This window comes from Pseudogemmobacter humi, assembly GCF_900609055.1.
GTDB lineage: Bacteria > Pseudomonadota > Alphaproteobacteria > Rhodobacterales > Rhodobacteraceae > Pseudogemmobacter > Pseudogemmobacter humi.
In genome coordinates this window covers 1-25,299 of record NZ_UXAW01000066.1, presented here as the reverse complement: position 1 = coordinate 25,299, position 25,299 = coordinate 1, and the positions used below count along the sequence as shown (strand labels likewise).

The 25,299-nt window shown below is 67.9% G+C and carries 26 protein-coding genes; 13 read left to right on the top strand and 13 right to left on the bottom strand.

The annotated features are described in order from the left end of the window. Positions 1-9 precede the first annotated feature (9 nt). From XINFAN_RS10170 to XINFAN_RS10155, 4 genes are read left to right on the top strand one after another with little or no spacing between them, the layout of a single operon-like run. On the top strand, positions 10-456 hold the full coding sequence (locus XINFAN_RS10170; protein WP_124086482.1) for a MaoC/PaaZ C-terminal domain-containing protein: 447 nt from the start codon (positions 10-12) through the stop codon (positions 454-456). A 3-nt stretch (positions 457-459) separates the two neighbouring features. Beyond that, complete coding sequence (locus XINFAN_RS10165) at positions 460-1,203, top strand: SDR family oxidoreductase (protein ID WP_124086480.1); 744 nt, start codon at positions 460-462, stop codon at positions 1,201-1,203. A gap of 14 nt (positions 1,204-1,217) precedes the next feature. Then, a complete protein-coding gene (locus XINFAN_RS10160; protein WP_199286400.1) occupies positions 1,218-2,066 on the top strand; it encodes an enoyl-CoA hydratase in 849 nt (282 codons plus the stop codon). A 19-nt stretch (positions 2,067-2,085) separates the two neighbouring features. After that, a complete protein-coding gene (locus tag XINFAN_RS10155; protein WP_124086478.1) occupies positions 2,086-2,550 on the top strand; it encodes an acyl-CoA thioesterase in 465 nt (154 codons plus the stop codon). A 57-nt stretch (positions 2,551-2,607) separates the two neighbouring features. Here XINFAN_RS10155 and XINFAN_RS10150 read toward each other — a convergent pair whose 3' ends face one another. The 6 genes from XINFAN_RS10150 to XINFAN_RS10125 all read right to left on the bottom strand — a co-directional run bounded on the left by XINFAN_RS10150 (position 2,608) and on the right by XINFAN_RS10125 (position 10,742). Next, complete coding sequence (locus tag XINFAN_RS10150; RefSeq protein WP_124086476.1) at positions 2,608-4,122, bottom strand: malonate--CoA ligase; 1,515 nt, start codon at positions 4,120-4,122, stop codon at positions 2,608-2,610. A 26-nt stretch (positions 4,123-4,148) separates the two neighbouring features. Then, positions 4,149-5,354 (bottom strand): CaiB/BaiF CoA transferase family protein, encoded by a 1,206-nt coding sequence (locus tag XINFAN_RS10145; RefSeq protein ID WP_124086474.1) that lies wholly within the window; start codon positions 5,352-5,354, stop codon positions 4,149-4,151. 265 nt (positions 5,355-5,619) lie between these two features. Next, positions 5,620-6,822: an MFS transporter gene (locus XINFAN_RS10140; protein ID WP_124086472.1), complete on the bottom strand. Its 1,203-nt coding sequence runs from the start codon at positions 6,820-6,822 to the stop codon at positions 5,620-5,622. After that, complete coding sequence (locus tag XINFAN_RS10135) at positions 6,798-7,871, bottom strand: ABC transporter ATP-binding protein (protein ID WP_124086470.1); 1,074 nt, start codon at positions 7,869-7,871, stop codon at positions 6,798-6,800. The genes XINFAN_RS10140 and XINFAN_RS10135 overlap by 25 nt, the downstream gene beginning before the upstream one ends. Beyond that, on the bottom strand, positions 7,868-9,610 hold the full coding sequence (locus tag XINFAN_RS10130) for an ABC transporter permease (protein ID WP_124086468.1): 1,743 nt from the start codon (positions 9,608-9,610) through the stop codon (positions 7,868-7,870). The genes XINFAN_RS10135 and XINFAN_RS10130 overlap by 4 nt, the downstream gene beginning before the upstream one ends. Before the next feature lie 112 nt (positions 9,611-9,722). After that, positions 9,723-10,742, bottom strand: coding sequence for an ABC transporter substrate-binding protein (locus XINFAN_RS10125; protein ID WP_199286399.1), 1,020 nt, complete (start codon positions 10,740-10,742; stop codon positions 9,723-9,725). Positions 10,743-11,295: 553 nt separating this feature from the next. Here XINFAN_RS10125 and XINFAN_RS10120 point away from each other — a divergent pair. From XINFAN_RS10120 to XINFAN_RS10110, 3 genes are all read left to right on the top strand, one after another. Next, positions 11,296-11,691, top strand: a complete 396-nt coding sequence (locus tag XINFAN_RS10120; protein WP_124086464.1) for a VOC family protein — start codon at positions 11,296-11,298, stop codon at positions 11,689-11,691. 72 nt (positions 11,692-11,763) lie between these two features. Further along, positions 11,764-12,303: a Twin-arginine translocation pathway signal gene (locus tag XINFAN_RS10115; RefSeq protein WP_124086462.1), complete on the top strand. Its 540-nt coding sequence runs from the start codon at positions 11,764-11,766 to the stop codon at positions 12,301-12,303. A 14-nt stretch (positions 12,304-12,317) separates the two neighbouring features. Further along, a complete protein-coding gene (locus XINFAN_RS10110; RefSeq protein ID WP_124086460.1) occupies positions 12,318-13,889 on the top strand; it encodes a GMC family oxidoreductase in 1,572 nt (523 codons plus the stop codon). Positions 13,890-14,333: 444 nt separating this feature from the next. On the opposite strand, the gene dld is transcribed toward XINFAN_RS10110, so the two are convergent. Further along, the gene (gene dld / locus XINFAN_RS10105; RefSeq protein ID WP_124086458.1) at positions 14,334-16,064 is read right to left on the bottom strand and encodes a D-lactate dehydrogenase; all 1,731 of its coding nucleotides are present in this window, start codon (positions 16,062-16,064) and stop codon (positions 14,334-14,336) included. 80 nt (positions 16,065-16,144) lie between these two features. Then, positions 16,145-16,441 carry a ribbon-helix-helix domain-containing protein gene (locus XINFAN_RS10100; RefSeq protein WP_124086456.1) on the bottom strand — a complete coding sequence of 99 codons (297 nt, stop codon included), beginning with the start codon at positions 16,439-16,441 and terminating at the stop codon, positions 16,145-16,147. 660 nt (positions 16,442-17,101) lie between these two features. On the opposite strand from XINFAN_RS10100, the gene XINFAN_RS10095 reads away from it, so the two are divergent. From XINFAN_RS10095 to XINFAN_RS10085, 3 genes are all read left to right on the top strand, one after another. Continuing rightward, positions 17,102-17,896 (top strand): dimethylarginine dimethylaminohydrolase family protein, encoded by a 795-nt coding sequence (locus XINFAN_RS10095; protein WP_124086454.1) that lies wholly within the window; start codon positions 17,102-17,104, stop codon positions 17,894-17,896. Continuing rightward, positions 17,893-18,879, top strand: a complete 987-nt coding sequence (locus XINFAN_RS10090) for a GT-B fold glycosyltransferase domain-containing protein (RefSeq protein ID WP_124086452.1) — start codon at positions 17,893-17,895, stop codon at positions 18,877-18,879. Before XINFAN_RS10095 ends, XINFAN_RS10090 begins: the two co-directional genes overlap by 4 nt. Before the next feature lie 261 nt (positions 18,880-19,140). Then, complete coding sequence (locus XINFAN_RS10085) at positions 19,141-19,638, top strand: hypothetical protein (protein ID WP_124086450.1); 498 nt, start codon at positions 19,141-19,143, stop codon at positions 19,636-19,638. 40 nt (positions 19,639-19,678) lie between these two features. Here XINFAN_RS10085 and XINFAN_RS10080 read toward each other — a convergent pair whose 3' ends face one another. Further along, complete coding sequence (locus XINFAN_RS10080) at positions 19,679-20,485, bottom strand: response regulator (RefSeq protein ID WP_124086448.1); 807 nt, start codon at positions 20,483-20,485, stop codon at positions 19,679-19,681. Between the two features lie 90 nt (positions 20,486-20,575). On the opposite strand from XINFAN_RS10080, the gene XINFAN_RS21685 reads away from it, so the two are divergent. The 3 genes from XINFAN_RS21685 to XINFAN_RS10070 all read left to right on the top strand — a co-directional run bounded on the left by XINFAN_RS21685 (position 20,576) and on the right by XINFAN_RS10070 (position 23,129). Then, on the top strand, positions 20,576-20,737 hold the full coding sequence (locus XINFAN_RS21685; RefSeq protein WP_160144588.1) for a NepR family anti-sigma factor: 162 nt from the start codon (positions 20,576-20,578) through the stop codon (positions 20,735-20,737). Next, positions 20,734-21,351: an RNA polymerase sigma factor gene (locus XINFAN_RS10075; protein ID WP_124086446.1), complete on the top strand. Its 618-nt coding sequence runs from the start codon at positions 20,734-20,736 to the stop codon at positions 21,349-21,351. Before XINFAN_RS21685 ends, XINFAN_RS10075 begins: the two co-directional genes overlap by 4 nt. Before the next feature lie 65 nt (positions 21,352-21,416). Beyond that, entirely contained in the window at positions 21,417-23,129 is a 1,713-nt protein-coding gene (locus XINFAN_RS10070; protein WP_124086444.1) for a sensor histidine kinase, read from the top strand. A 51-nt stretch (positions 23,130-23,180) separates the two neighbouring features. On the opposite strand, the gene XINFAN_RS10065 is transcribed toward XINFAN_RS10070, so the two are convergent. The 4 genes from XINFAN_RS10065 to XINFAN_RS22230 form a co-directional block, all read right to left on the bottom strand. Then, positions 23,181-23,966, bottom strand: a complete 786-nt coding sequence (locus XINFAN_RS10065) for a hypothetical protein (RefSeq protein WP_124086442.1) — start codon at positions 23,964-23,966, stop codon at positions 23,181-23,183. Further along, a complete protein-coding gene (locus XINFAN_RS10060) occupies positions 23,950-24,396 on the bottom strand; it encodes a phage holin family protein (protein ID WP_124086440.1) in 447 nt (148 codons plus the stop codon). The genes XINFAN_RS10065 and XINFAN_RS10060 overlap by 17 nt, the downstream gene beginning before the upstream one ends. Next, entirely contained in the window at positions 24,393-24,830 is a 438-nt protein-coding gene (locus XINFAN_RS21680) for a hypothetical protein (RefSeq protein ID WP_160144586.1), read from the bottom strand. The genes XINFAN_RS10060 and XINFAN_RS21680 overlap by 4 nt, the downstream gene beginning before the upstream one ends. A 238-nt stretch (positions 24,831-25,068) precedes the next feature. Continuing rightward, positions 25,069-25,299 (bottom strand): hypothetical protein (locus XINFAN_RS22230; protein WP_233352185.1); only part of this gene is annotated, 231 nt, incomplete at its 5' end.

Here is a 25,299-nt window from a genome sequence, read left to right as displayed (position 1 = left end):
GGAACCCCAATGAACCAGATCTTTTTTGACGATATCACCGAGGGCGCGGAATATTCCTCGTCGCGCGTCACCATCACCGAAAGCCATATCGTGACCTTCGCGGGGCTGACCGGCGATTTCAACCCGCTGCATATGGACGAGACCGCCGCCCGGGAAAACGGTTTCGGGCGCCGCATCGCCCATGGAATGCTGGGCCACTCGCTTTCGACCGGGCTGCGCTCGGGGATCGACGACTGGGCGATCATGGCCTTTCTGCAAACCTCGCGCAGCTTTGCCGCCCCGCTTCTGATCGGCGACACCGTGCAATACCGCGCGACGATCCTCGAAAAACGTCCCTCGGGCTCGAAACCCGACCGCGGCGTGGTGCGGGTCGGGATCGAACTGGTGAAGCAGGACGGCAGCGTGCCGCAGAAGGGCGAGGATGTCTTTCTGGTCGAACGCCGGGCGGAGGGCTGAGCCATGCGCGGACTTTCCGGGAAAACCGCCCTCGTCACCGGCGGCGCCGGCGGCATCGGGCGCGCGGTGGCCGCCCGCCTCGCCGATGAGGGCGGGCGGGTGATCGTGGCCGACCGCGATCCTGAAACCGCGCGGCAGGTGGCCGCCGGCCTGTCCGGCCCGGCCATCGCGATGGCGCTGGATGTGGCCGAACGCGCAAGCTGGGAAGCGCTGACCGAAAACCTGCCCCCGGATTTCCGCGACATCTCGATCCTTGCGAATATCGCCGGCATCACCCGCGACCGCTCGCTTCTCAGGATGCAGGACGAGGACTGGGAGGCGGTGATCAACGTCAACCTGCGCGGCACCTGGCTTGGCTGCCAGACCGCTTTCCGGCTTTTCGCTCAGCAGGACCGGGGCGGCGCGATCATCAACATCGCCTCGACCGCGATCTTCGGCACCTTCGGCCAGGCGAATTATTCCTCGGCGAAAGCCGGGATCACCGGCCTGACCCGCACCGCCGCCATCGAAGGGGCAAAGCGCGGCATCCGCGTCAATGCGGTGGCGCCGGGGGTGATCGCAACCCCGATGGTGATGGCGGTGCCCGAGGAAATCCGCGCGAAATGGACCGGCCAGATCCTTGCCGGCCGTTTCGGCGACCCGGCCGAGATCGCCGCGGTGGTGGCGTTCCTTGCATCGGACGACGCGTCCTATGTGACCGGCCAGACCCTGATCGCGGATGGCGGCGCCACCACCGGCGATTTCTGAGACGGAAGACCGGAATGACCGAAGAGAATACCCCCCCGATGACCGAAGCCATGCTGGCGGCGGGCGAAAAACTGGCCGGCGGCGAGATCCTGCGCCTGCGGACCGGCCGCGTGGAATGGCTGGCCTTCAACCGGCCGGCCGCGCTCAATGCGATGACCCATGCGATGGAAACCGCGATGATCGCGGTTTTCCGCGAGCTGGAAACCGACCGCGATCTGCGCGGGCTGGTGCTGACGGGGATGCCCGGCGCCCGGCCCTCGTTCATGGCCGGGGGCGATATGGCGGACCTGGGCGCCGTGGCGACGCCCCGCGACGTGCTGGCGACCGAGGCCAGCGCCGAAGAGGTGACCACCCGGCTCGAAGCGCTGCGGGTGCCCACCATCGCCGCCATGGCCGGGCCCTGCATCGGGATGGGCGCCCTGATCGCCGCCGCCTGCGACGTGCGGATCGCCACGCCCTCGCTGCGCTTCGGCTTTCCCATCGCGCGCACAGTGGGCAATTGCCTCTCGGCCCGGAACTTCGCCCGGCTGACGGCGCTGATCGGACCCGCGCGCACGAAAGAGATGGTGTTTTCGGCCCGCCTGCTGCCCGCCGGCGCGCTGGCCGAAGCCGGGGCGCTGCGCGAGGTGACGGACGACGAGGCGTCGCTGCTGCCCCGCGCCCGTATGATCGCCGAAGAAATGGCCGCGCTGGCGCCGCTGACGCTCTGGGGCACCAAAGAGATCCTGCGGCGGATGCGCGACACAGCGATCGCAGCGGTGGAAGACGAGGACGTGCTGATGGCCTGTTACGGATCCGAAGACTACCATACCGCCATCACGGCCTTCACCACCCGGCAAAAGCCGGTTTTCAAAGGAAGCTGAGGCCGCAGCGGAGAAGAATATGCAGGAAATCACCCTGGGCCTCCCATCCGGGGGCCCCGACCCGCGCCCGCAGCACTGGCGCGGGAATTACCGCATCTGCCGCGTCGCGCCCGGCTGGATCGATCTGTACGGCCATATGAACATGGCCTGCTATGCGATGGTCTTCGATCTTCTGGGACATGAGATCTTCGGCGATTGCGGCATCGGCGCCGACTGGACGCGGCAGACCCGGCTCGGGCTGTTCACCGTCCACGCGGGCATCGACTTCCGCCGCGAGCTGCGCGAGGGCGATCCTTTGCGCGTCACCCTCTCGCTGACGCATCACGACGACAAAAGGCTGTTCGCGCAGATGGAAATGCACCATGCCCGGCAGGGCTATCTGGCGGCGACGATGGCCCAGACCTCGCTTTGCGCCAGTCTCGAAACCCGCCGCGCCGCGGTTTTCCCGCCGGAGACGCGCGAAAGGCTGGCCGCGCTGATGTGAGCGCAGCACCTGCGAAAGGCCGCGGCGCGCACCGCGGCCTTTCCGCTCCGTCCGGTCTCAGGCGGAGTAAAGCCCGCGATAGATTTCGCGAAGCTGGGCCTTCTGCACCTTGCCCATGGTGTTGCGGGGCAGTTCCGGCAGGAAGATCACCTTCTTCGGCAGTTTGAACGCGGCAAGCCGCTCGCGCAGCGCCGCCTGGATCGCGGCCTCGCTGATCGCGGCGCCGGGCTGCGCCACGACCACGGCCGTCACCGCCTCGCCGAAATCGGCATGGGGCAGGCCGATCACCGCGCTTTCCGCCACGCCTTCCAGCGCGTCGATCTCGGTCTCGACCTCTTTGGGATAGACGTTGAAGCCGCCGGTGATCACCAGATCCTTGCCGCGCCCGACGATCTGCACATAACCGTCCTCCTGGATGAAGCCGAGATCGCCGGTGATGAACCAGCCGCCGGGATGGAATTCGGCCGCGGTCTTTTCGGGAAGCCCCCAATAGCCGCGGAAGACATTCGGCCCCTTCACCTCTATCATGCCGATCTCGCCCGGGGGCAGCACCTCCGCGCTGCCCGGACGGGTGACGCGCACCGATACGCCCGGCAGGGCCGGGCCGACGCTGCCCGGGCGGCGCTCGCCCTCATAGGGATTCGAGGTGTTCATCCCGGTCTCGGTCATGCCGTAGCGTTCGAGGATCGCGGTTCCGGTCCGCGCCGACCATTCGCGATGGGTCTCGGCCAGCAGCGGCGCCGAGCCGCAGGTGAAAAGCCGCATCCCGCGCACCTTTTCACGGTCGAGCCGGGGATCGGCCAGCAGCCTTGTGTAGAAGGTCGGGATGCCCATCATCACCGTGGCGCGCGGCAGCAGGTCCAGCACAAGGGACAGATCGAACTTCGGCAGGAACAGCATCTGCGCCCCGGCCAGAAGCATGACATTGCAGCCGACGAAAAGCCCGTGCGCATGAAAGACCGGCAGCGCGTGCAGCATCACGTCATCGCCCGTCACCTGCCACAGATCGCGCAGCGCCATGGCGTTCGAGCGCAGGTTGCCATGGCTCAGCATCGCGCCTTTCGGCTTTCCGGTGGTGCCCGAAGTGTAGAGAATGGCCGCGATATCGTCATCGTCCCGCGCCACGATCGCGGGCTGCGGATTGCCCGCGGCCCTGGTCAGGCTGCCTTCGCCAAAGGCATCGAGCGTCAGCACCCGGGCGCCGGTCTCATCCGCCACCGGGCGGATGACCTCTGCATCGGCAGGGTCGCAGACCACCAGCCGGGCCGACGTGTCGCGCAGGAAATACTCCACCTCCTGCGGCCGATAGGCGGTGTTGAGCGGCACGAAAACCGCGCCCCTTTGCAGGGTGGCCAGGTAAAGCGCCAGATTGGCCACGGTTTTCTCGACCCGGACCACCACCCGGTCGCCGGGCACCAGGCCCAGTTCGTCCAGCACTCCGGCGAAGCGGGCGGCCAGCGCCCGCAGATCGCCGCAGGTGACGGCGGTCTGCCCGACACCGCCCGCGAAAGGGATCAGCACCGGGCGCCCGGCCCGGCCCGCCAGATCGAAAGCCTCGACAAGATTGGTCAATTTCGGTTCCTCTGCCTGCGGTATTCTCAGATCGCGCCAGCGGTGCGCAACCGCGCGATATCCTCGACCGTCAGCCCCAGACCGGCAAGGATCTCTTCGGTATGTTCGCCAAGGCGTGGCGCCGGCGTCTCAGTGTGGCCCGCCTCGCCCGGCCGCAGGATCGGCACCCGCACGAAACGCCGGCCCGAGCCTTCCGGCACTTCGGCGATCATGCCGCGATGGCGGACCTGCGCGTCTTCGATGGCCTCGGGCACCGAATTGATCGCGCTGGAAGGCACGTCGGCCGCCTCCAGGATCGCAAGCCAGCTGTCGCGGTCGCGCGTGCGGAAAGTCCCGGCCAGGATCGGCTCCAGCCTTGCGTGGTGCAGGGCGCGCAACGAGCCAGTGGCGAAATCCGGCTCGTCGAACAGACGTTCCAGCCCGAGCGCGCGGCACAGCCGCTCCCATTGCGCCTGGGTGTCGACGCAGACCGCCAGCGGCCGGTCGGCGGTCGCAAAGGCCTGAAACGGCGCGATCAGCGGATGGCGGCTGCCCAGCCTGCCCGGCACCTCGCCCCTGATGGCGGTGCGGGCGATGGCGTTTTCCATCAGCGCCAGCTGGCAATCGAGCATGGCAACGTCGATCCGCCCCCCCGCCCCGGTCCGGCCGCGCCGCACCAGATCGGCGAGGATCCCGATCACCGCGAAAAGCGAGGCGCCGATATCCCCGATCGAGGCGCCCACCCGGGCGGGGCCGCGGTCGGGCTCGCCGGTGATGCTCATCATGCCCGACAGCGCCTGGGCGATCACGTCGAAAGCCGCGCGGCCGCTGTAGGGCCCGTCCTGGCCGAAGCCCGAGATCGAGGCGTAGATCAGGCCCGGGTTGATCGCGCGCATCGCGGCCGCGCCGAGGCCAAGCCGGTCCATCACCCCCGCCCGGTTGTTCTCGACCAGCACATCGGCGCGCGCGGCAAGGCTGCAAAACAGGGACTTGCCCTCTTCGCTTTTCAGATTGATCGTGATGCTGCGCTTGTTGCGGTTCACCGAAAGGAAATAGATGCTTTCCTCTTCGTGGAACGGCGCCACGATGCGGGTGAAATCGCCGGCATCCGGGCGTTCCACCTTGATCACATCGGCCCCGAGGGCGCCGAGGATCCAGGTGCAGTAAGGCCCCGAAAGCATATGGGTGACATCCAGCACCGTGATCCCCGCAAGCGGCGCGGCGGGTTGGTTCGTCGTGGTTTCGTCTTGCATTTCGGCCTCTGGCGATAACGCCCCCGCGACGTGGCCCTTTTCACGCGCCGGAGAGGGCGCGCGGGATAGGGGCTTGCAACCGGCGGGTGCGAAAGGGTTGTCTCGTGGATTTCCCGGCGGATCCTCCGCCGTTTTCCTCGCGTCATTGCTCCACATAACCACCTTGCAAACAATCAGTTATTCGCTGCGGCATCGGTGCGGGAAAGGCACCATTCCGGCAAAACGGGATGAGACGCCCTCCCGGGCCGCCGTGGCGAAGGCAGGATCAGCCCCGGCGCGGCAGGAACCGGCAGAACCAGGCGAAGGCGGCAAGGCTCAGCCCGGTCAGGATGAAGATGTGCCGGATCTCGGCGAAGAGCAGGAGAAGCGCATAGACCCCCGCCGGCACGATCTGCGCCACTTCGCGGAACGTGTTGTAGATCGGAACCATCCGCGCCGCATCTCGCGGACGCACGGCCCGCAGGAAGGGCGTATTGGCCACGCTGTCGATCGCGCTTACGCCAAGCGCCGAGAGCAGGATCGCGGCGGCGAAAAGCGGGAAGGAATACTGCGCCAGCACGCCGGCAAGGCAGGCGAAGAGCCCGCAAAGGATATAGGCGGCGATCATGAACCGCCTGAGACCCATCCGCCGGGTCAGCCGCGCCCAGAGCGGCGCGCTCAGCAAAAGCGCCGAAGCCAGCGAGACGACGATCCCGGCCTGCGCCAGCCCCTCGCCAAGGGACAGCGCCATCAGGGGGGTGTAGACGAAAAGCATCTGCCACCACATCGCCCGGCCGACGGCCAGCAGCCATGCCGCCCGCAAACGCGGCGCAGACAGGAAGCCGCGCAGCGCGAAACCGCTTGCGGCAGGCGCCGCCGGGGCGGGGCGGACGGCGGCGGCCCCGCGCCCGGCCATGAAAACCAGAAGCGGCGCAAGACAGGCGCAAAGCGCGGCCGCCGCAAAGACCAGCCCCACCAGTCCCGCCTCCTGCAAGGCGGTGCCGATCACCGGGCCCAGCATATAGGCGGGGGCGGCCAGCATGACGCGGCGGGCCTCGAACGCGGGCTGATCGCGGCGGGCGATCAGCCGCAAAGCCGCGAGATTGCTGGCATTCTCGAAGCAAAGCACCATCAGCACATGCAGCGTCAGCCCGGGAACCAGACCGGCAAGGCCCGGCAGCAGGAAGGAAAGACCGCAGAGCACCCCGCTTAGGGTGCCCGCGGCAAGGATCCCGCGCAGCCCGAGCCGGTGCAGCACCCGCGGCAGCGCCAGGCTGATCGTGAACGTCAGGCAGCTCGACGCAAAATAGACCGCGCTGACGAGGCCCGCGTCCCCGAGCCGCAACAGCGCGATGGCGGGAATGACCGCGATCAGCAGACTGCGCGCCAGGATGCTGACGGCGTAGAACTGGCCGAGCCGCCAGGACTGGCGCCCGGTGGCCGCCGCCTCGTCCTGCGGCCGGATCAGCCTCCCGGCAGGATCTGACAATGCGCGGCCGGCAGTTCGAGGACCACCCTGTCGCCCGGCGCCGGGCGCTGCTCCGGCGGCACCAGCACCCGCATCGTGGCCCCGGTCGCCAGTTCGGCGAGGATATCGCGGCTCTCGCCCAGATAGGCCGAGCGCAGCACCGTCGCCGGCAGGGCGTTCGCCAGACCGGCGGGCGCGGTTCCCTCCTCATACAGCCGGATCTTGCCGGGGCGGATGATCAGAACGGCCCCGCCCCCCTCACCCGCCCCGCTGCGATCAAGTGCGGTGACGGTCTCGCCGCCGAACCTGAGCGCACCCTTGCCGGCGCTTATGCCCGGAACGGTGTTGTTGTTGCCGATGAAAGAGGCGACGAATTCATTTGCCGGCCGGTCGAACACCTCTTCGGGCGCCCCGAGCTGCTGAAGCTCGCCCAGTTTCATCACCGCGATCCGGTCCGCCGTCACCAGGGCCTCGGACTGGTCATGGGTCACATAGACGGTGGTGATCCCCAGCTCGTCATGCACCCGACGGATCTCGAAGCGCATCTCGTCGCGCAGGGCGGCGTCCAGGTTCGACAGCGGCTCATCCAGCAGCAGGATGCCGGGCCGGACCGCTAGCGCCCGCGCCAGCGCCACGCGCTGCTGCTGACCGCCCGAAAGCTCGGACGGGTAGCGGTCGGCAAGCTGGCCAAGGCGCACCGCATCCAGCGCCGCCCTGGTTCCCTCGGCCACCTCGCTGCGCGACAGCCGCCGGATCTTCAGACCGAAGGCGATGTTCTCCGCCACCGTCATATGCGGCCAGACCGCATAGTTCTGGAACACCAGCGAGATGCCGCGCTTCTCGGGCGGCACCACCGAGGTGGGGCTTGAGATCAGCCGGTCCCCCGCCCAGATCTCGCCGCTGCTCGGCGCCTCGAACCCGGCCAGCATCTGCAAGGTGGTGGATTTGCCGCAGCCCGAAGGGCCGAGCAGCGCCAGCAGATGCCCGTCGGCAAGGTCCAGGTTCAGATTGCGCAGGGCCTGATAGGTGCCGAACGTCTTGTTCAGCCCTTTGATGCGGATATCACTCATGCGGCAGAGTCCGTGGTCGGGGTTTTGCGGGTGCGGCGGCTGCCCTGACCGACCAGAAGCCGGGCCAGAAGCACGATCACCAGGGTTCCGGCCAGCAGCACCACACTGGTCGCTGCCACGGCCTCGTAATTGCCGCCGTCCTTGTAATTGTAGATCAGCGTGGTCATCACATTCGTTTTCGGCGAGACGAGGAAAATCGCGACCGACAGTTCCCGCATGATCGGGATGAAGACCAGAAGCCAGCCCGAGACGAGGCCCGTCCGCATCAGGGGCGCGGTGATCGACAGGAAGGTGCGGATCTCTCCGGCGCCCACGCTGCGGGCGGCGCGTTCCAGATCGGGGCTGATGCCTTTGATCGTGGTGGTGCCCTGGGAATAGGCGATCGGCAGGAAGGTCGCGACGAAGGCTGCGATCACCAGCACGGCCGAGCCATAGAAACCGAAGGGCGGGCGGGTATAGGCCGAGAAGAAGCCGACCGAGAGCACGATCCCCGGGATGATGATCGGCGTGGTCGCCAGCGCGCCGAGGATGGCGGCGCCGCTGAACAGCCGGCGCTCGGAGATATAGGCGACAACCACGCCAAGCAGCATGCAGACCGAGGCGGCTATCCCGGCATAGAGCAGCGAATTGACGATGGCGCGTTGCGTCTCGCCGTTTTCCAGCAGCGCCCAGCGATACCAGTCGAGGGTGAAATTCCCCGACACCGGCCCCATCCCCCAGGCTTTCGACAGGGACACCAGCAGCAGCGCGGCGAAGGGCAGGATGACCGCGGTGACCGGCACGATCATGGCAAAGGCGAAGCCCAGCCAGCGTGCCCGCGCGCCCAGTGCGATCCGCCGCGTGCGGCGGGTCTTGCCGCCGATGGTGGTGAACTGGCGGCGCCCGAGGATACGGCGGCGGATCCAGAACAGCCCCGCCGTCACGATCAGCAGCGGCATGCAATAGGCCGCGGCCAGAAAGATCTCGGGCGGGAAAAGCTGATAGAATTCCGCAAGCTGGGTGGTGACGACCCGTGTGCCCGAAGGGGTCAGCAGAAAGGCCGGCACGCCGAACAGCGTCATGCCCTGGATGAAGGACAGGATGAAGCCGACAAGGAAGGCCGGGCTTGCCAGCGGCACGGTGATCGAAAGCATCGTGCGCCATTTTCCCGCGCCAAGCGTGGTTGCGGCGTCCTCCAGCTCGACCGCCATCTCGTCGAAGGCGCTGGCGACCAGAGCGAACGTATAGGGCACGGTATAGATGGCGCAGACGAAGATCGTCCCCGTCATGGTGTAGATGTCGAGAAGCTGCCCCTCTGCCCCGGTGAGGTTGCGCCAGCCCACGTTCAGCCAGCCCGCCCTCGGCGCCGCCAGAAGGATCCAGCCGAGCGCCCCGATGAACGAGGGGGTCACGAAGGCGGTCATCGTCATCGCCCGGATGAACCCCCGCCCGGGCATGTCGGTGCGCGCGACCAGCCAGGCCAGAGGCACTCCGATCAGCGTCGAGAACAAGGCGACCGAAAAGGCCAGCAGCAGAGAGTTGACGATGGGAATCCAGAGCGACGGACGGGTGAACATCCGCTGGTAGTTGCCGAGCGTCAGCTCTTTGGTGCTGTCATCGTGGAAGCTGTTCCACAGAATCCAGCCAAGCGGATGGGCAACCAGAAGCAAAAGCGCCAGCGTCACCAGCGTCAGCACCAGCCAGCGCGGCAGGTTGTGGCCGATGATGCCGGACAGGGCCGGGCGGGGCTGTGAGGTCATCTCGGGGTCTCGCGGAACGGTCGGGCAGCAAAGGGGCGAAGCCCGGGCGCTGCCGCCCGGGTCGCCGGATTTCGCGGCCGCCGGTATGGGCCCGGCGGCCATAGCGCCGTGGTCAGGCCACGATGTCTTTCCACTTTTCGATCGCCTCCGCCATGGCCTCGGTCAGGCCCTCGGCGGGATTGCGATACCAGCCGATCTGATCGAGGCTCAGCCCGCCGGCCCAGGGCACATCGCTGCGCAGGCTGGGCCAGTTGTTGGCGACCAGAACCTGCGAGGCTTCCGGCGAATAGAGGAATTCGTTGAAAAGCTGGCCCGCGTTGGGATGCGGCGCCTTCGCGGGAATTCCCGTGATCCCGAGGTTCAGGATCGCATCGTCCGACGGCATCGTCACGTCGATCGGATTGCCGGCGGCTTTCTGGGTCAGCGTATAGCTGTAGGGTGCGCTGGCGCCGACGGTGCGCTCGCCTGCCAGGATGTCGGTGACGGAATCGACGCTGGACTGGCCGATCTTCGGCTTTTGCGCCGCGAAATCGCGCAGGAAATCCTCGCCGAATTTCGCCAGCATCGCCACCGTCCAATGCGCCACATCGCCGGAATGGGCGGGGCTGCCGCAGGAAATCTCGCCGGCGAAACCGCCGCCGACCATCTCGGCCCAGGATTTCGGCCCCTCGACCGAAGCCGAGCGGTTGATGCAGATCAGGCTGATCGCGCCGACATGGAACAGCCCGTCCGGGTCGAGCGTGCGGAAGGCCTCGGGGATCATCTCCGCCGCGGCCGGCTTGTAGGGGCGCAGCGCATCGAGCGATTTCAGTTCGTTGTAATGCAGCACATTGGTGGTGCCGAGCGAGTCGCATTGCACCGCGTCATTGTCCATCTCCAGCCGCAGCCGGGTGTAGACGGTCTGCGAGGCCTGGCGCAACAGATTGACACCGATCCCGGGATATCGGGCGGTAAAGGCCGCGATCAGCTCGTCGATCGTCTTCTGCTCGTAGGATCCCCAGTAAAGGTTCAGTTCGCCCTCGGCCTTCGCCGCCTCGTAAAGCGCAGAGTCCCCGGCCAGGGCCGGACGGATTCCCAGTGCCGCGCCCACGCCCGCAGCGGCGCCGACCGACAAAAGAGAACGACGCGTCATGCTTTGCATTGTAACTTCTCCTGTTGGAATTCGTATCGTTTCTTCTGCCCGGAGCCTAGGCTGCGACAGGTCGTAAACAAGCAGTTTCCGGCAGGCGGAATGGTGCATCAGCCGCACCATTCCACCGCGACACAGCCCGTGCTGCACGAATGGCCGGGCCTTAAGGCAAGGGCGGGGCGCCTCCGGCCCGCCTGGGTCGGGCCATCCATCCGGGGGTCTGAGCCGCCCCATGCCTTGCGGAGATCTCTTCGACGACTTCAGGGGAGAGGAGCGGCAGCAAGCCCTCGGGCAATGGGTCGCGCAGGGCGGACCGGCCAGGCCTGCGTCCGGCGCGGGAAAGAGCCTCGCGCCCCCGGAAGAAACGAGAGGCGACCGGGCCCACAACCCGGCGGCACGCGGGGGCTGCCAGGGGCCGCGCTTCGCAGACGGCTCCGGGCCTTGCCGCAGGACCGGGGCCGGCAAGATAAAATGCCCCTAAATCGCGTGCCGGTAGCATGATACTACCCCGGCCGCCGGAAACTGCCGTCTCCTGACCGAAAGGCAAGGAGCAGACATGGCAAAGATGATCCATTCGATGATTCGGGTGCTTGAGGAAGAGCGCTCGGTCGCATTCTACGACAAGGCCTTCGGGCTGAAGATCGTCGAGCGGCTGGATTTCGAGAGTTTCACCCTGATCTATCTGGCCAATACGGAAACCGGCTTCGAGCTGGAGCTGACCGTGAACAAGGGCCGCACCGAACCCTACGCCCTCGGCGATGGCTACGGCCATCTGGCGTTTTCCGTCGCCGATGTGGATGCCGAACACGCCCGGCTGGACGCCGCCGGGCTTGGCCCGCGCAAGCTGGTGGATTTCGCCCCCGGCGGCGCGGTGATCGCGCGCTTTTTCTTCATCGCCGATCCCGACGGCTATCAGATCGAGGTGCTGCAACGCGCAGGCCGCTACCTTTAAAGACCCGGCTCCCCCGCGCGGAAGAGGAGCCGGGCGGGGACTCCCAGCCGATAAAGCAGCAAGGAGGAGACTATGACCACCCAGTATGAGGGGCGCGGCCCGAGCCGTCAGACCCTGACCCGCCGCCAGCTGATTTCCCGCAGTTTCGCCGCAACCGCCGGCATGATCGTCGGCGCGGGCTTTGTCGCCGCCCCCGATGCGGCTTGGGCCTATGAGGCCACCGCGCTGAAACCCGAGACCATGGCGACGCTGATCCGCATGGCGCGCGACATCTACCCGCACGACCGGATCGCGGACGAATTCTACGTCATCGCCGTCAAGGGCTACGACACACCCGAGGCCGCGCCCGGGATCGAGGCCGGGATCGCCGCGCTGAACGCCGCGGCCGAAGGCGCGGGCCATGCGAATTACCTCGCCATCGGCTGGGAGGACGACCGCGTGGCATTGTTGCGCGCGATGGAGAACTCGGCCTTCTTCCAGCAGATCCGGGGCGGTCTTGTCACCGGCCTTTACAACCAGAAGGCGGTCTGGCCGCTGTTCGGCTACGAGGGCGAGTCCTTCAGCCAGGGCGGCTATCTGCACCGCGGCTTCGACGACATCAACTGGCTGTAAGGGAGGACCGGGATATGGTTGCGAAATTCGACCTTAATGACGATTCCGTCGTCCTGATCATCGGCACCGGCTCGGGCGGCGGCGTGCTTGCGAACGAACTGGCGCAACGGGGCGTCAAGGTGGTCTCGCTTGAGGCGGGCGGGCGCTATCTGCCCGAGGATTACCTCAACGACGAATGGGACAGTTTCGGCCAGCTTGCCTGGCTCGACAACCGCACCACCTCGGGCGACTGGAGGGTGGCGAAGGATTTCTCCGGCCTGCCGGCCTGGATCGTCAAGGCGGTGGGGGGAACCTCGATCCACTGGGCCGGGGCGTCGCTGCGTTTCCAGGAGCACGAATGGAAGGCGCGCACGAATTACGGCCAGGTCGGCGGCGCCAATCTGCTCGACTGGCCGATCGACGGCGCCGAGATGGCGCCCTGGTATGATCTGGCCGAGGCCAAGCTGGGCGTGACCCGCACCGGCGACCGCCCCGGCCTGCCCGGCAACAACAATTACAAGGTGCTGGAGAAGGGCGCGCTGGCGCTTGGCTATAAAGAGGTCTCGACCGGCCGGATGGCGATCAACTCGGTCGATTACGACGACCGCCTCGCCTGCCAGCAGACCGGCTTCTGCTTCCAGGGCTGCAAATGGGGCGCCAAATGGTCGGCGGCCTATACCGACATTCCGAAGGGCGAGGCCACCGGCAACCTGGAAGTGCGCGAGCGCTGCCATGCGCTGAAGATCGAGCATGACGACACCGGCCGCGTCACCGGCGTGCTTTACGCCGACAAGGACGGCAACCAGCATTTCCAGAAGGCCCGCGTGGTCTGCGTCGCCGGGAACTCGATCGAGAGCCCGCGGATCCTGCTGAACTCGGCCTCGGCCATGTTCCCCGACGGGCTGGCCAATTCCTCGGGCCAGGTCGGGCGCAACTACATGCGGCACGTCACCGGCTCGGTCTATGGCGTGTTCGAGAAGCCGGTGAAGATGTGGCGCGGCACCACCATGGCCGGGATCGTCCAGGACGAGGCGCGCCTCGATCCGTCGCGCGGCTTCGTCGGCGGCTATGAGCTGGAGACGCTGGCGCTTGGCCTGCCGTTCATGGCGGCCTTCCTCGATCCCGGTGGCTGGGGCCGCAGCTTCACCTCGGCGCTGGACGGCTACGAGAACATGGCCGGGATGTGGATCGTGGGCGAGGACATGCCGCAGGAAACCAACCGCATCACGCTTTCGGCCACGGCGACCGATCAGTTCGGCCTGCCGGCGCCGAACGTGCATTTCGACGATCACCCCAATGATGTCGCGATGCGCAACCATGCCTATGCGCTTGGCGAGGCGATCTACCGCGCGGCGGGCGCGACCCGCACCTTCCCGACGCCGCCCTATCCCTCGACCCACAACCTGGGGACCAACCGGATGTCGGAAAACCCGCGCGACGGGGTGGTGAACAAACATGGCCAGAGCCATGACATCGCCAATCTCTTCGTCTCGGACGGCAGCCAGTTCACCAGCGGCGCGGCGGAAAACCCGACGCTGACCATCGTGGCGCTGGCGATCCGCCAGGCCGAATTCATCGCGGGCGAGCTGAGCCGGCAGAACCTCTGAGCGAGGGGCCGGCCACGAAAAAGGGGCGGAACGAAAGTTCCGCCCCTTTTGTCCTGTCAAGGCTTCCGCGTCGCCAGAAACCCCGGCAGACAGGCGCGTTCCTCAGGTTTCGTCAGCCCGGCAAAGGCCGTCCTGTTTCCCGGCGGGCCCTGCCGCAGCGCCTCGGGGAAAGGCGTCGGTCTCTTCCGGCGCCCGAATATGGCCTTCCCCGCCCCTGGCCTTCGACCAGGGCGCCGTCCGATGCCGAACAGGGGCGGGCTGGCTTTCCGCGGCGCAGGACAGGCGCGGCATTTCCTCACCCCCTTCCCGCCGTTCTCCGCATCGCCTTCGACGGGCGCCGCCGAGGCGGGACGTCCTGCAAGGACGAGAGGAACTTTGCGGCTCCGTGCCTCATGCGCCTCTCCGGCGGCCCGCGCGCGCAGGGCGCTGTGCGATCCGGGGCGCTTAAGGCGGGCAGCCGCAATCATCCTGCCAATGCGGGCGGCGCGAGGTCTGGCCGATACCCGGGTTCAGGCTGTTGGTCGGGTCGAGCCGCCGGTAGAACGCCGCAAGCTCCGGCGCGGCCTCGTATAGGTGGCCGACATTGTGCTCGGCCGGGTATCGCGCCCCGCGCCGGTCGAGAAGCGCCCACATCGCATGTTCCAGCGCAAGACAGTCGGTGCCTTTGCGCACCACGTAATCCTGGTGGAACACATGGCAGAAGAAATGCCCGTAATAGAGTTTCCTCAGGATCTGCCCGTCGATTTCGGCGGGAAGCGCCTCGACCCAGTCGCGGTCGTTTCGGCGCAAAGCGATATCGAGGGCGACGATGTCCTCGACCTCGCGGGAATGGATGGCGCGGTAGCGGTTGGCGGCGCCCGCCACCGCGAAACGGTGCAGGAAGGCGGCCGCGCCTTCCGCGGGCGTGGCCTCGAACATGTCGCCACTGGCCGAGGGGAAGAACCGCGCCAGATAGTCCCGCGCCTCGGCAATCCCCCTGCCCCCCATCCGCAGGAACAGGTGATGCTCGTAGCGGTCGCGGAACGCCTGCATCCGGCGCGGCAGATGTTGCGGCAGCAGCCGCGACAGACCCTGCGCGATCCGGTCGGTGAGCGCGGCGCCCAGCCCCAGCCGTTCGGTCAGCGCATCGAGCTTCGCCTTCAGGGCGAAGACGGCCGAGATGCGCTGCGTTCCCAGCCAGCGGATCAGAAGGTAGGTATCCTTGCCGTAGCGCGCGGCGATGTCCCAGGCCTCGCGGTGGATATATTCCCCGGCCACCGGCAGGTTTTCAAAGCCGGTCAGCATGTCGCGGCGGATCCGTGTCAGCTCGGCGGGATCGTTGCTGCCGATGCAGAACACCGCCGTCTCGCGTTCGGCCTCGAACGTATCCAGCCGCACGGCAAAGACCGCGACCCTGCCCGCCGAGCCCGAAGCCTCGTGCAGGCGGCGCGGATCGGCGTTGAAGCGCGCGGGTGTCGCGGCTTCGACATCGCGGACATGGGCCGCGTAATCATGATCCGAGGCCCAGGCCCCCCCGGCCCCCGGCGCCGGCAGGTCCCCGGCTTCGACCCGCGCGAGAATGGTTTCGGGATCCTCGCCCAGATCGAGGCCGAGGTGATTGACCAGCGCCACCGAGCCGTCGGCGCGCACCTCGGCGTAAAGCGCCATTTCGGTATAGGCGGGACCGCGCCGGATCAGCGCGCCGCCGGAATTGTTGCAGATCCCGCCCAGCACCGAAGCGCCGATACAGCTTGAGCCGATCACCGAATGCGGCTCTCGTCCCAGCGGTTTCAGACGGCGCTCCAGCCGGTCGAGCGTGGCACCGGGCAGGCAGACCACCTGGCGGCCCCGGCCCAGCAGATGGATGCCGGTCAGCCGCAGGACATTGATCAGCAGGACCGGGCGCCCGTAATCCGCGCCCCAGGGCGTCGAGCCGCCGGTCAGCCCGGTATTCGCCGCCTGGAAGATCACCACCCGCCCGGCCGCGATGGCCTGGTTCAGCACCCGCCACATCTCGACCAGCGATCCGGGGCGGACCACCGCTTCGACCGGGCCGCCGCCGTAACGGATCCCCGTCGCATAGCGCCGCGTGGCCCGCGCGCCGGTCAGCACGTGATTGCGCCCGACGATCCGCCGCATCGCCACCAGCAGCGCGCCCGCGCTGACCGCCGGCCCCTCTCCGCGTTCTGTCGTCATGCTCTCCCCCGGTTGGCTGAAAACTGCGACAGTTCAGACGCCTGCGGGTAGTATCATGCTACATTCGCCGTCACGCGCCCTCAGGCGATGGCGCGCAGCGCCGGGGGCGTCGCCGCACGTCCGGTTTCCAGCCGCACAAGGCAGGTGCAGCGCAGAAGCGAGGCGAAATTCACCGGCTCGCCATGGAATTCCAGCACTTCGCGGTGCAGCGTCGAGAGAAAAGCCGCGGTGGATTCCCCCTGCTCGCGGGCGATTTCATCCAAAATCGTCCAGAAGGCGGCCTCAAGCCGGACCGAGGTGCTCTGCCCGTTCAGCCGGATCCGCCGGGTGACCGGCACATAGCGGGCGGGATCCTGCTTCGCAAAAAGTTCACACATCTGATGCAACCCTCCTTCCTCTGACCGGGCCTTACCGGAACACAGTCTTGCCGATGTGGCGGCACAAGGGAAGGGGCGGCCGGAAGGGCCGTGACCCCTCTTCCCGCCGGCAGCGCGCCCTGGGGGCATCGCGGACGGGCTCCGGCGCATATGGCAGAGGCCTGCATCAGGCCCGCTGCCCCGCCGACCGATGACCCGGGCCTTGCGGCCTGACGGCGGGGGCCGGAGACGAGATGCGTCGCAATCATGCGAAGAACGGGGCGACCTGCATTCCGCCAGGCTGAAACAGAGAGGGGCGTTGGTGTAGAAATTGCGCGTCGGCAGGCTTCCCGCTGCGGATCCATGTTCTCGGGTATCTGGCAGGTGTAAGCCTGAGCCTGCCCGCTACAGCTACGGCGAACCGCAAATCCTGCAACGACGCGCTGAAGCGACGAGGCTCGCTTCTGGTCTGGCGGGCCAATGGCATGAATTCGGCCGGGAGAAAGAAACGCCCGACTTCTGCGCCCCTGCCACACCGATCTGAAAAATTACGCGGCAATCTCCGAAAATCCCCGCCAGCGGCATACGCCCGATCCCCGCGGGGCGCGCGCGAGAGAGCAAACCCTTTCGCCCGGGCCGGTTCCAGGCTAGCCATGAAGCGGCCCTGCCGCAGGAGAGACGATGCCGCGTTCCTACACTTTCACCCATGCGATCACCCGCCGGCCCTCGGCGGCCATCGTGGACGGGCTGCGCGCGGTGGACACCGGGGCGCCGGATCTGGCACTGATGCTCGACCATCACGCGGCCTATGTCGCGGCGCTGAAATCGACCGGGGCCGAGGTGATCGAACTCGCGCCGCTGGAGGAGTATCCCGACAGCGTTTTCGTCGAGGATACCGCACTCTGCCTGCCCGAAGGGGCGGTGATCATGCGCCCCGGCGCGCCCAGCCGTCTGGGCGAGGCCGCGGAAATGGCGCCGCATCTGGCCGCGCTCTACGGCGAGTTGCGCCGGATCGAAGGCGAGGACAGTTTCATCGAGGGCGGCGACATCCTGATGACCGAGACCGGGATCCTCGTCGGCCGCTCGGCGCGCACCAATGCCGCCGGAGTGGCGGAACTGGCACGGCTGACCGCCGACTGGGGCCACAGGGTGCATGAGGTCCATACCCCGCCGGGCGTCCTGCATTTCAAGACCGACTGCTCGCTGATGGACGAGGAAACCGTGCTGGCCACCGACCGGCTGGCCGCCTCGGGCTGCTTTGCCGGCTACCGGGTGATCCCGGTCGCCGCGGGCGAGGAAGCTGCGGCCAATGCGATCCGCTTCAACGGCAAGGTGTTGTTCCCCGCCGGTTTCCCGCGCACCCGCGACCGTCTGGTCAAGGCGGGCTACGACCTGACCGAGATCGGCAATTCCGAATGCGCGAAGATTGACGGCGGCATGTCCTGCCTGTCTTTGCGCTTTACCCCGGCCCGATGACACCGGCCCCCTTCAACATCGCCGCGGTGGTGCAGCGCGGCCGCCTCGGGTTCGAGGCGCTGCTGCTGGCCGCTTCGCTGCGCCGCGCGGATCCGGGGTTCCGGGGCCGCCTGCTGCTGATGGAGCCGCAGCCCGGCCGGCTCTGGCCCGACGATCCCCGCCTGCCCGAGGGCGGGCTGCGCGAGCGGCTCACCGCGCTCGGCGCCGAATTCGTGCCGTTCGAGAGCAGGATCTTCGGCGAGCCCTATGCCTATGGCAACAAGATCGAGGGGCTGGCGGCGCTGCCGGACGAGCCCTTCCTGTTCCTCGACACCGATACGCTGATCACCGGCGCGGTCTCGGCCCTGCCCTGCGATTTCGACCGCCCCGCCGCCTCGATGCGGCGCGAGGGAACCTGGCCGCAGATCGAGCTTTACGGCCCGGGCTATGCCGAGACCTGGGGCGCGCTCTACCGCCGCTACGGGCTGGATTTCCAGGCCTCGCTGGACCTGTCCTGGCCCGACGAATACTGGCAGCGCTATATGTATTTCAACGCGGGCTGGTTCTTCCACAAAAGCCCGCGCGCCTTCGGCAGCCGTTTCCTGGAATATGCCACCGACATCCACAAGAACCGCCCGCCGGAACTGGTGTGCCAGGAGCTCTGGCCCTGGCTCGACCAGATCGCGCTGCCGCTGGTGATCGCCTCGTTCGGGGGCGGGCGGCCGGGGCCGGAACTGGCGGGGCTGGACCGCGATGTCACCTGCCATTACCGCAGCCTGCCGCTCTTGTATGCGCGGGAATCAGACGCCGCGGTGGCGATGCTGGAGGCGGTGGCGGGCGACAAGGAGAACCGCCGCATCCTGCGCGACTGGCCGCAGGTGAAGCAGATGGTCTATCAGAACCGCGGCCGGAAGGCGCGCGCGCTGTTCGACCGCAACGATCTGCCCCGGCGCGAACAGATGATCCGCAACGCGCTGAAACGCGAGGGGCTCTGGCTGCGCTAAAACCGGCGGGAATTCGCCAGGGGAGTCCGGCGATTCCGGCAGGTTTTCGCAAATAAAGCGGCAGAGCGACGGGATGCGCCCGGCCCGCATCGGCAGGATCTTCCCGATAAGTTCATATCTTTCAATGTGATGCAAAACACGCTCCACGGTTCCCGGGCTTTTTGGTGCCGCCCGGCAGAGGAACCGCGCCCGCCGCGCCCGCGTTGTCCCGGCATTGCAAGCGCCGCCTTCTTCGCGGCGCCCGGATCAAGGAGACACCGGATGAACCGTTTTACCCGAATCGTTGCCGCCGCGCTGGCCGCCAGCGCGATGACCCTGCCCGCCTTCGCCCAGGACCGGGCCGATGCGGTGCAGTCGATCGACGTGTCCGTCGATATCGCCGCCGTGCAGAACGCTGCCGCCGCCGAATACTGGGGCACGCTGGAGAACGATCTGGAAACCGCGATCCTGTCGCGGGTGGCCGACCGCACCGCCGAGGAAGGCGCCATGATCACCGTCGATATCGACGAGGTTTCGCTGGCCAGCGGCTTCGCCGAGGCCATCGGCATCGCCGACACCCGTCTGAGCGGGCTGGTGAAGGTCAGCGACCCGCCGCAGCCGGGCCGGGGCGACAGCTATGAACTGACGGTCGATGTGAAGGCCAGCATGCCCGCCCTGGGCGAGGGCTTCGACCTGACCGCCGCCGATATCGACACCGCCCGGGTCTATCGCGCGATGATCGACACTTTCGCCGACCACGTGGTGCGCAATCTGAAGTGATGCGGAGAAACCGGGCGCGGAACACCGCGCCCGGCCCGTTTCAGGCGTTCAGCGTCTCGGTCGAGGAGAAGAACATCGCCTGGCTGACCGCCGAGCGTACCTGTTCCTCGGTATAGGGCTTGTTGATCAGGAAGGCCGGCTCGGGCCGTTCTCCGGTCAGCAGCCGTTCGGGGAAGGCGGTGACGAAGATCACCGGCACCTCGAACCGCGCGAGAATGTCGTTCGCCGCGTCGATCCCCGAGGAATTGTCGGCAAGCTGGATATCGGCGAGGATCAGATCCGGCCGGATCCCTGACGCCAGCGCCACCGCCTCGTCGCGGGTGCGGGCAACGCCGGTCACCTGATGGCCCATGAGGCCGACAATGGCGGCGAGATCCATGGCGATGATCGCCTCGTCCTTGATGATCATCACCTTGCCGAGGATCGACTGCTCCATCTCGTGCAGGGCGCGCTCGACCAGATCACCCGCGCGCTCTTCGCCGGTGCCGAGGATCAGCCCGATCTCGGCCAGGGTGAAGCCCTCGATCGACTGCAACAGCAGCGCCTCGCGCGAATTGGGGGTCAGCCGCGACAGATGGACCTGCGCCGCCGCGGCAAGCCGGTTGTCGCCGCCGCTCACCGGGGAATCGGCGCTTTGCCAGACCAGATGGAAGATGGTGAAAAGACCGATGCGCGGCGAAGGCGCCCCGGAAACAGCCGAAGGATCGGAGAGCACCGCCTCAAGCGCGGCAAGGGCATGGCTGTCGCCGCTGGTCTGGCTGCCGGTCAGCGCGCGGGCGTAGCGGCGAAGGCAGGGAAGCTCTCTGGCCACCGATTGTGAAAATGCGGAAGCCCTGGAATCGGTCATAAAAAAATTCTCCATTATGCGCGCTCGCTGCGGAACCGAACGCGCGCAAGCGACGTTGGTTCCCGAACCAATGGCAGGACTATGAGCAAGATGCTATCAGGCAACCCCGGGCGGGCAAAGGATCGCTCAGCGGTAAGGGCGCAGATCGACGAGAATCTCCGGCGGGTCTATGATGAGGTTCTGACCGAGGAAGTGCCCGACCGTTTCAAGGAACTTCTGGCCCGGCTTCAGGCCGGTGAGGCCGCAAAATGAACCCGCGCGGCAAACCGGCGGCCGGGGGCGGATCGCCGGATGGTGCGGATGACGCTCCTCCCCCCGATCCGCGCGACCAGATCGCCACGCTCCTGCCCGGTCTGCGCGCCTTCGCGATCAGCCTGTCGCGCAATGTGGCGATGGCCGACGACATCGTGCAGGAAACGATCCTCAAGGCCTGGTCCAATCTGGACAAGTTCGATCCCGCGACCAATCTCCAGGCCTGGCTCTTCACCATCCTGCGCAACACCTATTACTCGCTTTTGCGCAAGACCCGCCGCGAGGTGCAGGACAGCGACGGCACCTATGCCGCGAAGATGTTCGAAAAGCCCGCCCATGACGGCCGCCTCGCCTACAGCGATTTTCAGCGCGCCTTCGACCAGCTTTCGCCGCAGCACCGCGAGGTGCTGATCCTGATCGGCGCCTCGGGCTATTCCTGCGAAGAGGCCGCCGGGATGATGGGTGTGGCGGTCGGCACGGTGAAAAGCCGCGCCAGCCGCGCCCGCGCGCGCCTGGCCGAGCTTATGGGCCTGGCCGAGGGCGAGGATCTGTTCTCGGGCACCGACACCATGACCGCAGCGGTTCTGAGCCGGTCCGCCGTCACCGCCGCATGAGCGCGGCGGCCGGCAGAGGGTCTGCTGCGGGCTCCGGTTCGGCCCTCGGCCTGCGGCTTGCCGCGATGATCCTGGTCGCGCTGCTGCCGCTTGGCCTGCTGGCGCTGGCCCAGGCACGGCAAAGCCAGCGCCAGGCGGATGAGACGGCGATGGCGGCCTCGATCGGGCGCACGCTTCAGGAGGCGCTCGGCGAGGTGCGGCTGATCCGCGCCAGCCAGATCACCGCCCAGCTTCTGGCCTCGGTCCTGCGCGACGACATGGCGCATTGCCGCACCCATCTGGCCAGCTATGCCGCCGCCGATCCGCGGATCGCCCGCGCCGCCTTCGTGCCGCTGTCGGGGCGGATGGAATGCAGCTCCGACGGCTCGGCCCAGGATTTCACGGGGCTTGCCCATTTCGCCCGGATGCGCGACGCCCGCGCGCCGCAGATCTTCAGCGACCCCGGCTGGTCCTCATCGGGCGCAGTCGAGATTTCGGTGGTGTCGCCCGTCGCCACCGCCACGGGTGAGCCGATGGGCTTCGTGCTGATCTCGCTGCCCGAAACGGCGATGACCGGCGGTGAAATGAGCGCCCGGGGCGGGGCGGAGAGGCCGCTGGCGCTGATCGCCAGCAACCGCGCCGGAGAGGTGGTCTATGCCTCGGTGGGTATCGCGGCGGCGGCGGATTATCTGCCCGCGACCCGCGATCTGGCCCGGATCAACAGCGCGCCGCCGCAGAGCTTCGCCGACACCACCCCCGACGGCATGCGCCGGATGTTCGCCTCGGTTCCGCTGACGCATGATCTTCACCTGCTCGGGGTCTGGCCGCTGCCGCGCGACGGCGGCTTTCTGGGGCGCAACGCCCTCGCCTATCTGCTGCCCGCGCTGATGTGGCTGACCGGGGTGGGCGTGACCTTCCTCGGCGTCGAGCGGCTGGTCACGCGCCACGTCCGCCGCCTTGCCAAAGCGATGCGCGCCTTCGGCTCGGACAGCCGCAGCATGCCGGAACTGGATCTCGACAACCCGCCGGCCGAGATCGCCAGCCTCGCCGAGGCCTATCGCACCATGACCGCGACCATCCTGCGCGACGAGGCCGAACTGGAGAACCTGCTGCGCCAGAAGGCGGGGCTCCTGCGCGAGGTGCATCACCGCACCGGCAACAGCCTTCAGCTGATCGCCTCTTTCCTGCGCATGCACCGGCGCGAGACCGAGGAAGAGAACATCCGCGCCGTGCTCGACGATCTGCACAACCGGGTGATGTCGCTCTCCACCGTTCATCTGGGGCTTTACCGCATGGCCGGGGGCGCCGATGTCGAGGTGGATCAGCTGATGGCCGAGGTGATCGGCCGCGTCGATCAGATCTACGGCCGCTCCGGCCACAAGGATGCGATCACCGCCGACCTGCATCCGCTGGTGCTGGGCTCGGCCCAGGCGGTGCCGCTTGCGCTGCTGCTGGCCGAGATCCTGTCGTGCTTCCCCTCGGGCGGTGAAGCGGGTCCGCCGATCCTGATCCGCCTCGGCCCGGTGCCCGGCGCGGGCAACACCGCCCGGCTGGAGGTCTCGGGTCCGGCCGCGGCGCGCGCGCGGCTGACCGGCGAATATGCCACCGGGGAACATGCCGGCGCGCCGGCGGTGATCGGCGCGCGGCTGATCCGCGGCTTCGTCAACCAGCTTTCCGCCACCATGGCGGTCGAGGACCAGGGGCCGCGGATAACGGTGATGATCACCTTCACCATCAGCCACAACCGCGACGATCCCGACCCGGCCCCCGCCCCGCAAAAGGCGGATGCCATCGCCTGACCGGCACGGGGGGATCGCACGGGGGCACCGGCACGGGGGCAGGGAACGGATTCAGCGCCGCGTGGTCTCGTCCCCCGTCTTTGCGGCATCCAGCGCCTCGCGCAGACTGCGGCTCAGCTCCTCCGCCAGGGCGGTCAGGCGGTCGGCCTCCTCCCCGATCACCTGCCGCGCCGCCTCGACCGCATCGCGCGCGGCCTGCTCGGTGTCTTTCGCCGCAGAGGCACGCGGAATAACCGCGGCCAGCGCCGCCCCGGCCAGCGCCAGCACCGGACCAGAGGTCAGCAGCGCCGCGATCTTCGGGCGCCCGCCGCCGTATTTCGCCTGCCAGACCTCCTCCCTCGCGGCCAGAGCGGCGGCACGCGCCTCGGCCTCCAGCCCGTCGAGACCACGCCCCATCAGACGACGCACCTCTTTCTTCAGCGCCTCGTCCACCTCCGCGAGACTGTCGCGCGCCCCGGCCTCGTCCAGACCCCCCGCCGCTGCGGCCTCTTCGATCCGCGCGCGCAGTTTCGCGGCGCGATCATGCAGTTCCCCGGCCTCGACCAGCCATTCCGGCGCTGAATCGGCGTCTTTCCCACGCAGGCCGTTCACCGCACGCCAGCCAAGCCAGGCCAGCCCGGCCCCCGCAACGGCCGAGGCCAGCGGCCAGGTTTGCGCCGCGCGGACTGCGGCTTTCGCCACCGGCGCCGCCGTGGCGGCAAAGCCGTTGCGGGCGGGTTCGGCGGGCCGCCGCAGCCGTTCGCGCAGCGCCGCCAGCGCAAGCGCCAGCTCGTCGCGTTCGCGGGCCAGATCGGCCTCGATCCGGCGGGGGTGATCGTGGTCACGCGCGTCGGTCATCTCTCGCTCCTTCGGAAGCATCGGTTTCCGGGCGGGTTTCCCGGTCCATCAGGGTCTGAATGTCGCGTCTCAGGCTGGAAAAGCTGCGGCGCGGCTCGTGCGGCGCGGCGCGGATCAGCCGCAGCCCCAGCCAGGCCAGCAGTCCGGCCAGCAGCAAAAGGCCCAGACCGAGCGTAAGCGAGGCCCCGAGCGGACCGAGCCCGGCCGCCACCAGCCCCGCATGGCCTGCATCCGCGAGTTGTCCGAGCGCCAGCGAGGCCAGCACCAGCGCCAGCGCCAGCAGCACCAGCCCCCGCAGCGCCAGCGCCACCGCCCGCCGCGCGCTTGCCCGCGCCAGCGCGATCTCGCCGCCCATCAGACGCAGGGCCCCACCCAGGATCTGAAGGATCAGGGCACTGACCCCCGGGCCGCTTTGCGGATCCCGGCTCAATCGTCGCGGCCCGTGCGCGCCGACAGGATCCGCGCCAGCGCAAAGCCCGCCAGCGCCGCCCCTGCCATGAACAGCCCCGGATTCTTACGCACCATATGCCGCATGTCCGAGGCCACATCCGCGAGGCTGCCGTCCCGCACGCGCTCCACCGCGACCGACAGGCCCTCGGCCAGGCGTTCCGGCACCGCCTGCACGCTGTCTCGCGCGCGGCCCGCCGCCTCGCGCAGCCGATCAGAGAGCCGCTCGCCGGTTTCCTCCAGCGCGTCGCGCGCCTCTTCGGCCTTATCTACCGCCTTGTCGCGGATCTTCGCCGCGCGGCGTGTCGCCTCGGCGCCCGCGTCGCGCGCGGCCCCGACCGCGGACGAGGCGGCTTCGCGCAGTTCCTCGCCAGCCTGTTCCAGATGCTTCGCTGGCTTTTTGGTGGAAACCGCCATGGTTCTCTCTCCTGATTTCCCCGTTCATGACGCGACTTTGCGCCGCACCGCAAAAGCTGAAACGCAGCAGACAGCGGATGGTTCCTGAATGACGCTGCGGCAAAAGGCAGGCCGGGCGGCAGACCGGGCCGGCATCGCCGCTCGCGGGCGTTCCATCCGGCATTAACCCCTTGTGAAGAAAACAACTGTGACAGTGATTATTTTCCGATGACGAGGGAACCGGGCGGCGGAGGTCGCGTTAACGCAGCGAAAACGGCAAGATCCCCGTGGCGCGGGAAGGGTGAATATGTCCCTGTGGCTGCGGGATCTGTTGACAGGAAAGGTTCCCGCCGATGGTATTCGGAGCGTCCAGATTTTTGGGGCGGCCCGCTTGCGCGCCTCTTTGCGCCGCCAGCGGCAGACCGGGGCTTTTTTCCCCGCCCGCGCCCGGCAAAGGAGCGGCAGCCTGATCCCTTGCCCGCCCCTGGCC

Excerpts from the sequence above, each read along its gene's own strand:
- XINFAN_RS10065 (WP_124086442.1), bottom strand. The coding sequence starts at position 23,966 with ATGACCGACGCGCGTGACCACGATCACCCCCGCCGGATCGAGGCCGAT.
- dld (WP_124086458.1), bottom strand. The coding sequence starts at position 16,064 with ATGACGACAGAACGCGGAGAGGGGCCGGCGGTCAGCGCGGGCGCGCTG.
- XINFAN_RS10155 (WP_124086478.1), top strand. The coding sequence starts at position 2,086 with ATGCAGGAAATCACCCTGGGCCTCCCATCCGGGGGCCCCGACCCGCGC.
- XINFAN_RS10090 (WP_124086452.1), top strand. The coding sequence starts at position 17,893 with ATGACACCGGCCCCCTTCAACATCGCCGCGGTGGTGCAGCGCGGCCGC.
- XINFAN_RS10120 (WP_124086464.1), top strand. The coding sequence starts at position 11,296 with ATGGCAAAGATGATCCATTCGATGATTCGGGTGCTTGAGGAAGAGCGC.
- XINFAN_RS10160 (WP_199286400.1), top strand. The coding sequence starts at position 1,218 with ATGACCGAAGAGAATACCCCCCCGATGACCGAAGCCATGCTGGCGGCG.
- XINFAN_RS10115 (WP_124086462.1), top strand. The coding sequence starts at position 11,764 with ATGACCACCCAGTATGAGGGGCGCGGCCCGAGCCGTCAGACCCTGACC.
- XINFAN_RS10080 (WP_124086448.1), bottom strand. The coding sequence starts at position 20,485 with ATGACCGATTCCAGGGCTTCCGCATTTTCACAATCGGTGGCCAGAGAG.
- XINFAN_RS10070 (WP_124086444.1), top strand. The coding sequence starts at position 21,417 with ATGATCCTGGTCGCGCTGCTGCCGCTTGGCCTGCTGGCGCTGGCCCAG.
- XINFAN_RS10075 (WP_124086446.1), top strand. The coding sequence starts at position 20,734 with ATGAACCCGCGCGGCAAACCGGCGGCCGGGGGCGGATCGCCGGATGGT.
- XINFAN_RS10085 (WP_124086450.1), top strand. The coding sequence starts at position 19,141 with ATGAACCGTTTTACCCGAATCGTTGCCGCCGCGCTGGCCGCCAGCGCG.
- XINFAN_RS10100 (WP_124086456.1), bottom strand. The coding sequence starts at position 16,441 with ATGTGTGAACTTTTTGCGAAGCAGGATCCCGCCCGCTATGTGCCGGTC.
- XINFAN_RS10095 (WP_124086454.1), top strand. The coding sequence starts at position 17,102 with ATGCCGCGTTCCTACACTTTCACCCATGCGATCACCCGCCGGCCCTCG.
- XINFAN_RS10135 (WP_124086470.1), bottom strand. The coding sequence starts at position 7,871 with ATGAGTGATATCCGCATCAAAGGGCTGAACAAGACGTTCGGCACCTAT.
- XINFAN_RS10145 (WP_124086474.1), bottom strand. The coding sequence starts at position 5,354 with ATGCAAGACGAAACCACGACGAACCAACCCGCCGCGCCGCTTGCGGGG.
- XINFAN_RS10130 (WP_124086468.1), bottom strand. The coding sequence starts at position 9,610 with ATGACCTCACAGCCCCGCCCGGCCCTGTCCGGCATCATCGGCCACAAC.
- XINFAN_RS21680 (WP_160144586.1), bottom strand. The coding sequence starts at position 24,830 with ATGGCGGTTTCCACCAAAAAGCCAGCGAAGCATCTGGAACAGGCTGGC.
- XINFAN_RS10110 (WP_124086460.1), top strand. The coding sequence starts at position 12,318 with ATGGTTGCGAAATTCGACCTTAATGACGATTCCGTCGTCCTGATCATC.
- XINFAN_RS10125 (WP_199286399.1), bottom strand. The coding sequence starts at position 10,742 with ATGACGCGTCGTTCTCTTTTGTCGGTCGGCGCCGCTGCGGGCGTGGGC.
- XINFAN_RS21685 (WP_160144588.1), top strand. The coding sequence starts at position 20,576 with ATGCTATCAGGCAACCCCGGGCGGGCAAAGGATCGCTCAGCGGTAAGG.
- XINFAN_RS10165 (WP_124086480.1), top strand. The coding sequence starts at position 460 with ATGCGCGGACTTTCCGGGAAAACCGCCCTCGTCACCGGCGGCGCCGGC.
- XINFAN_RS10170 (WP_124086482.1), top strand. The coding sequence starts at position 10 with ATGAACCAGATCTTTTTTGACGATATCACCGAGGGCGCGGAATATTCC.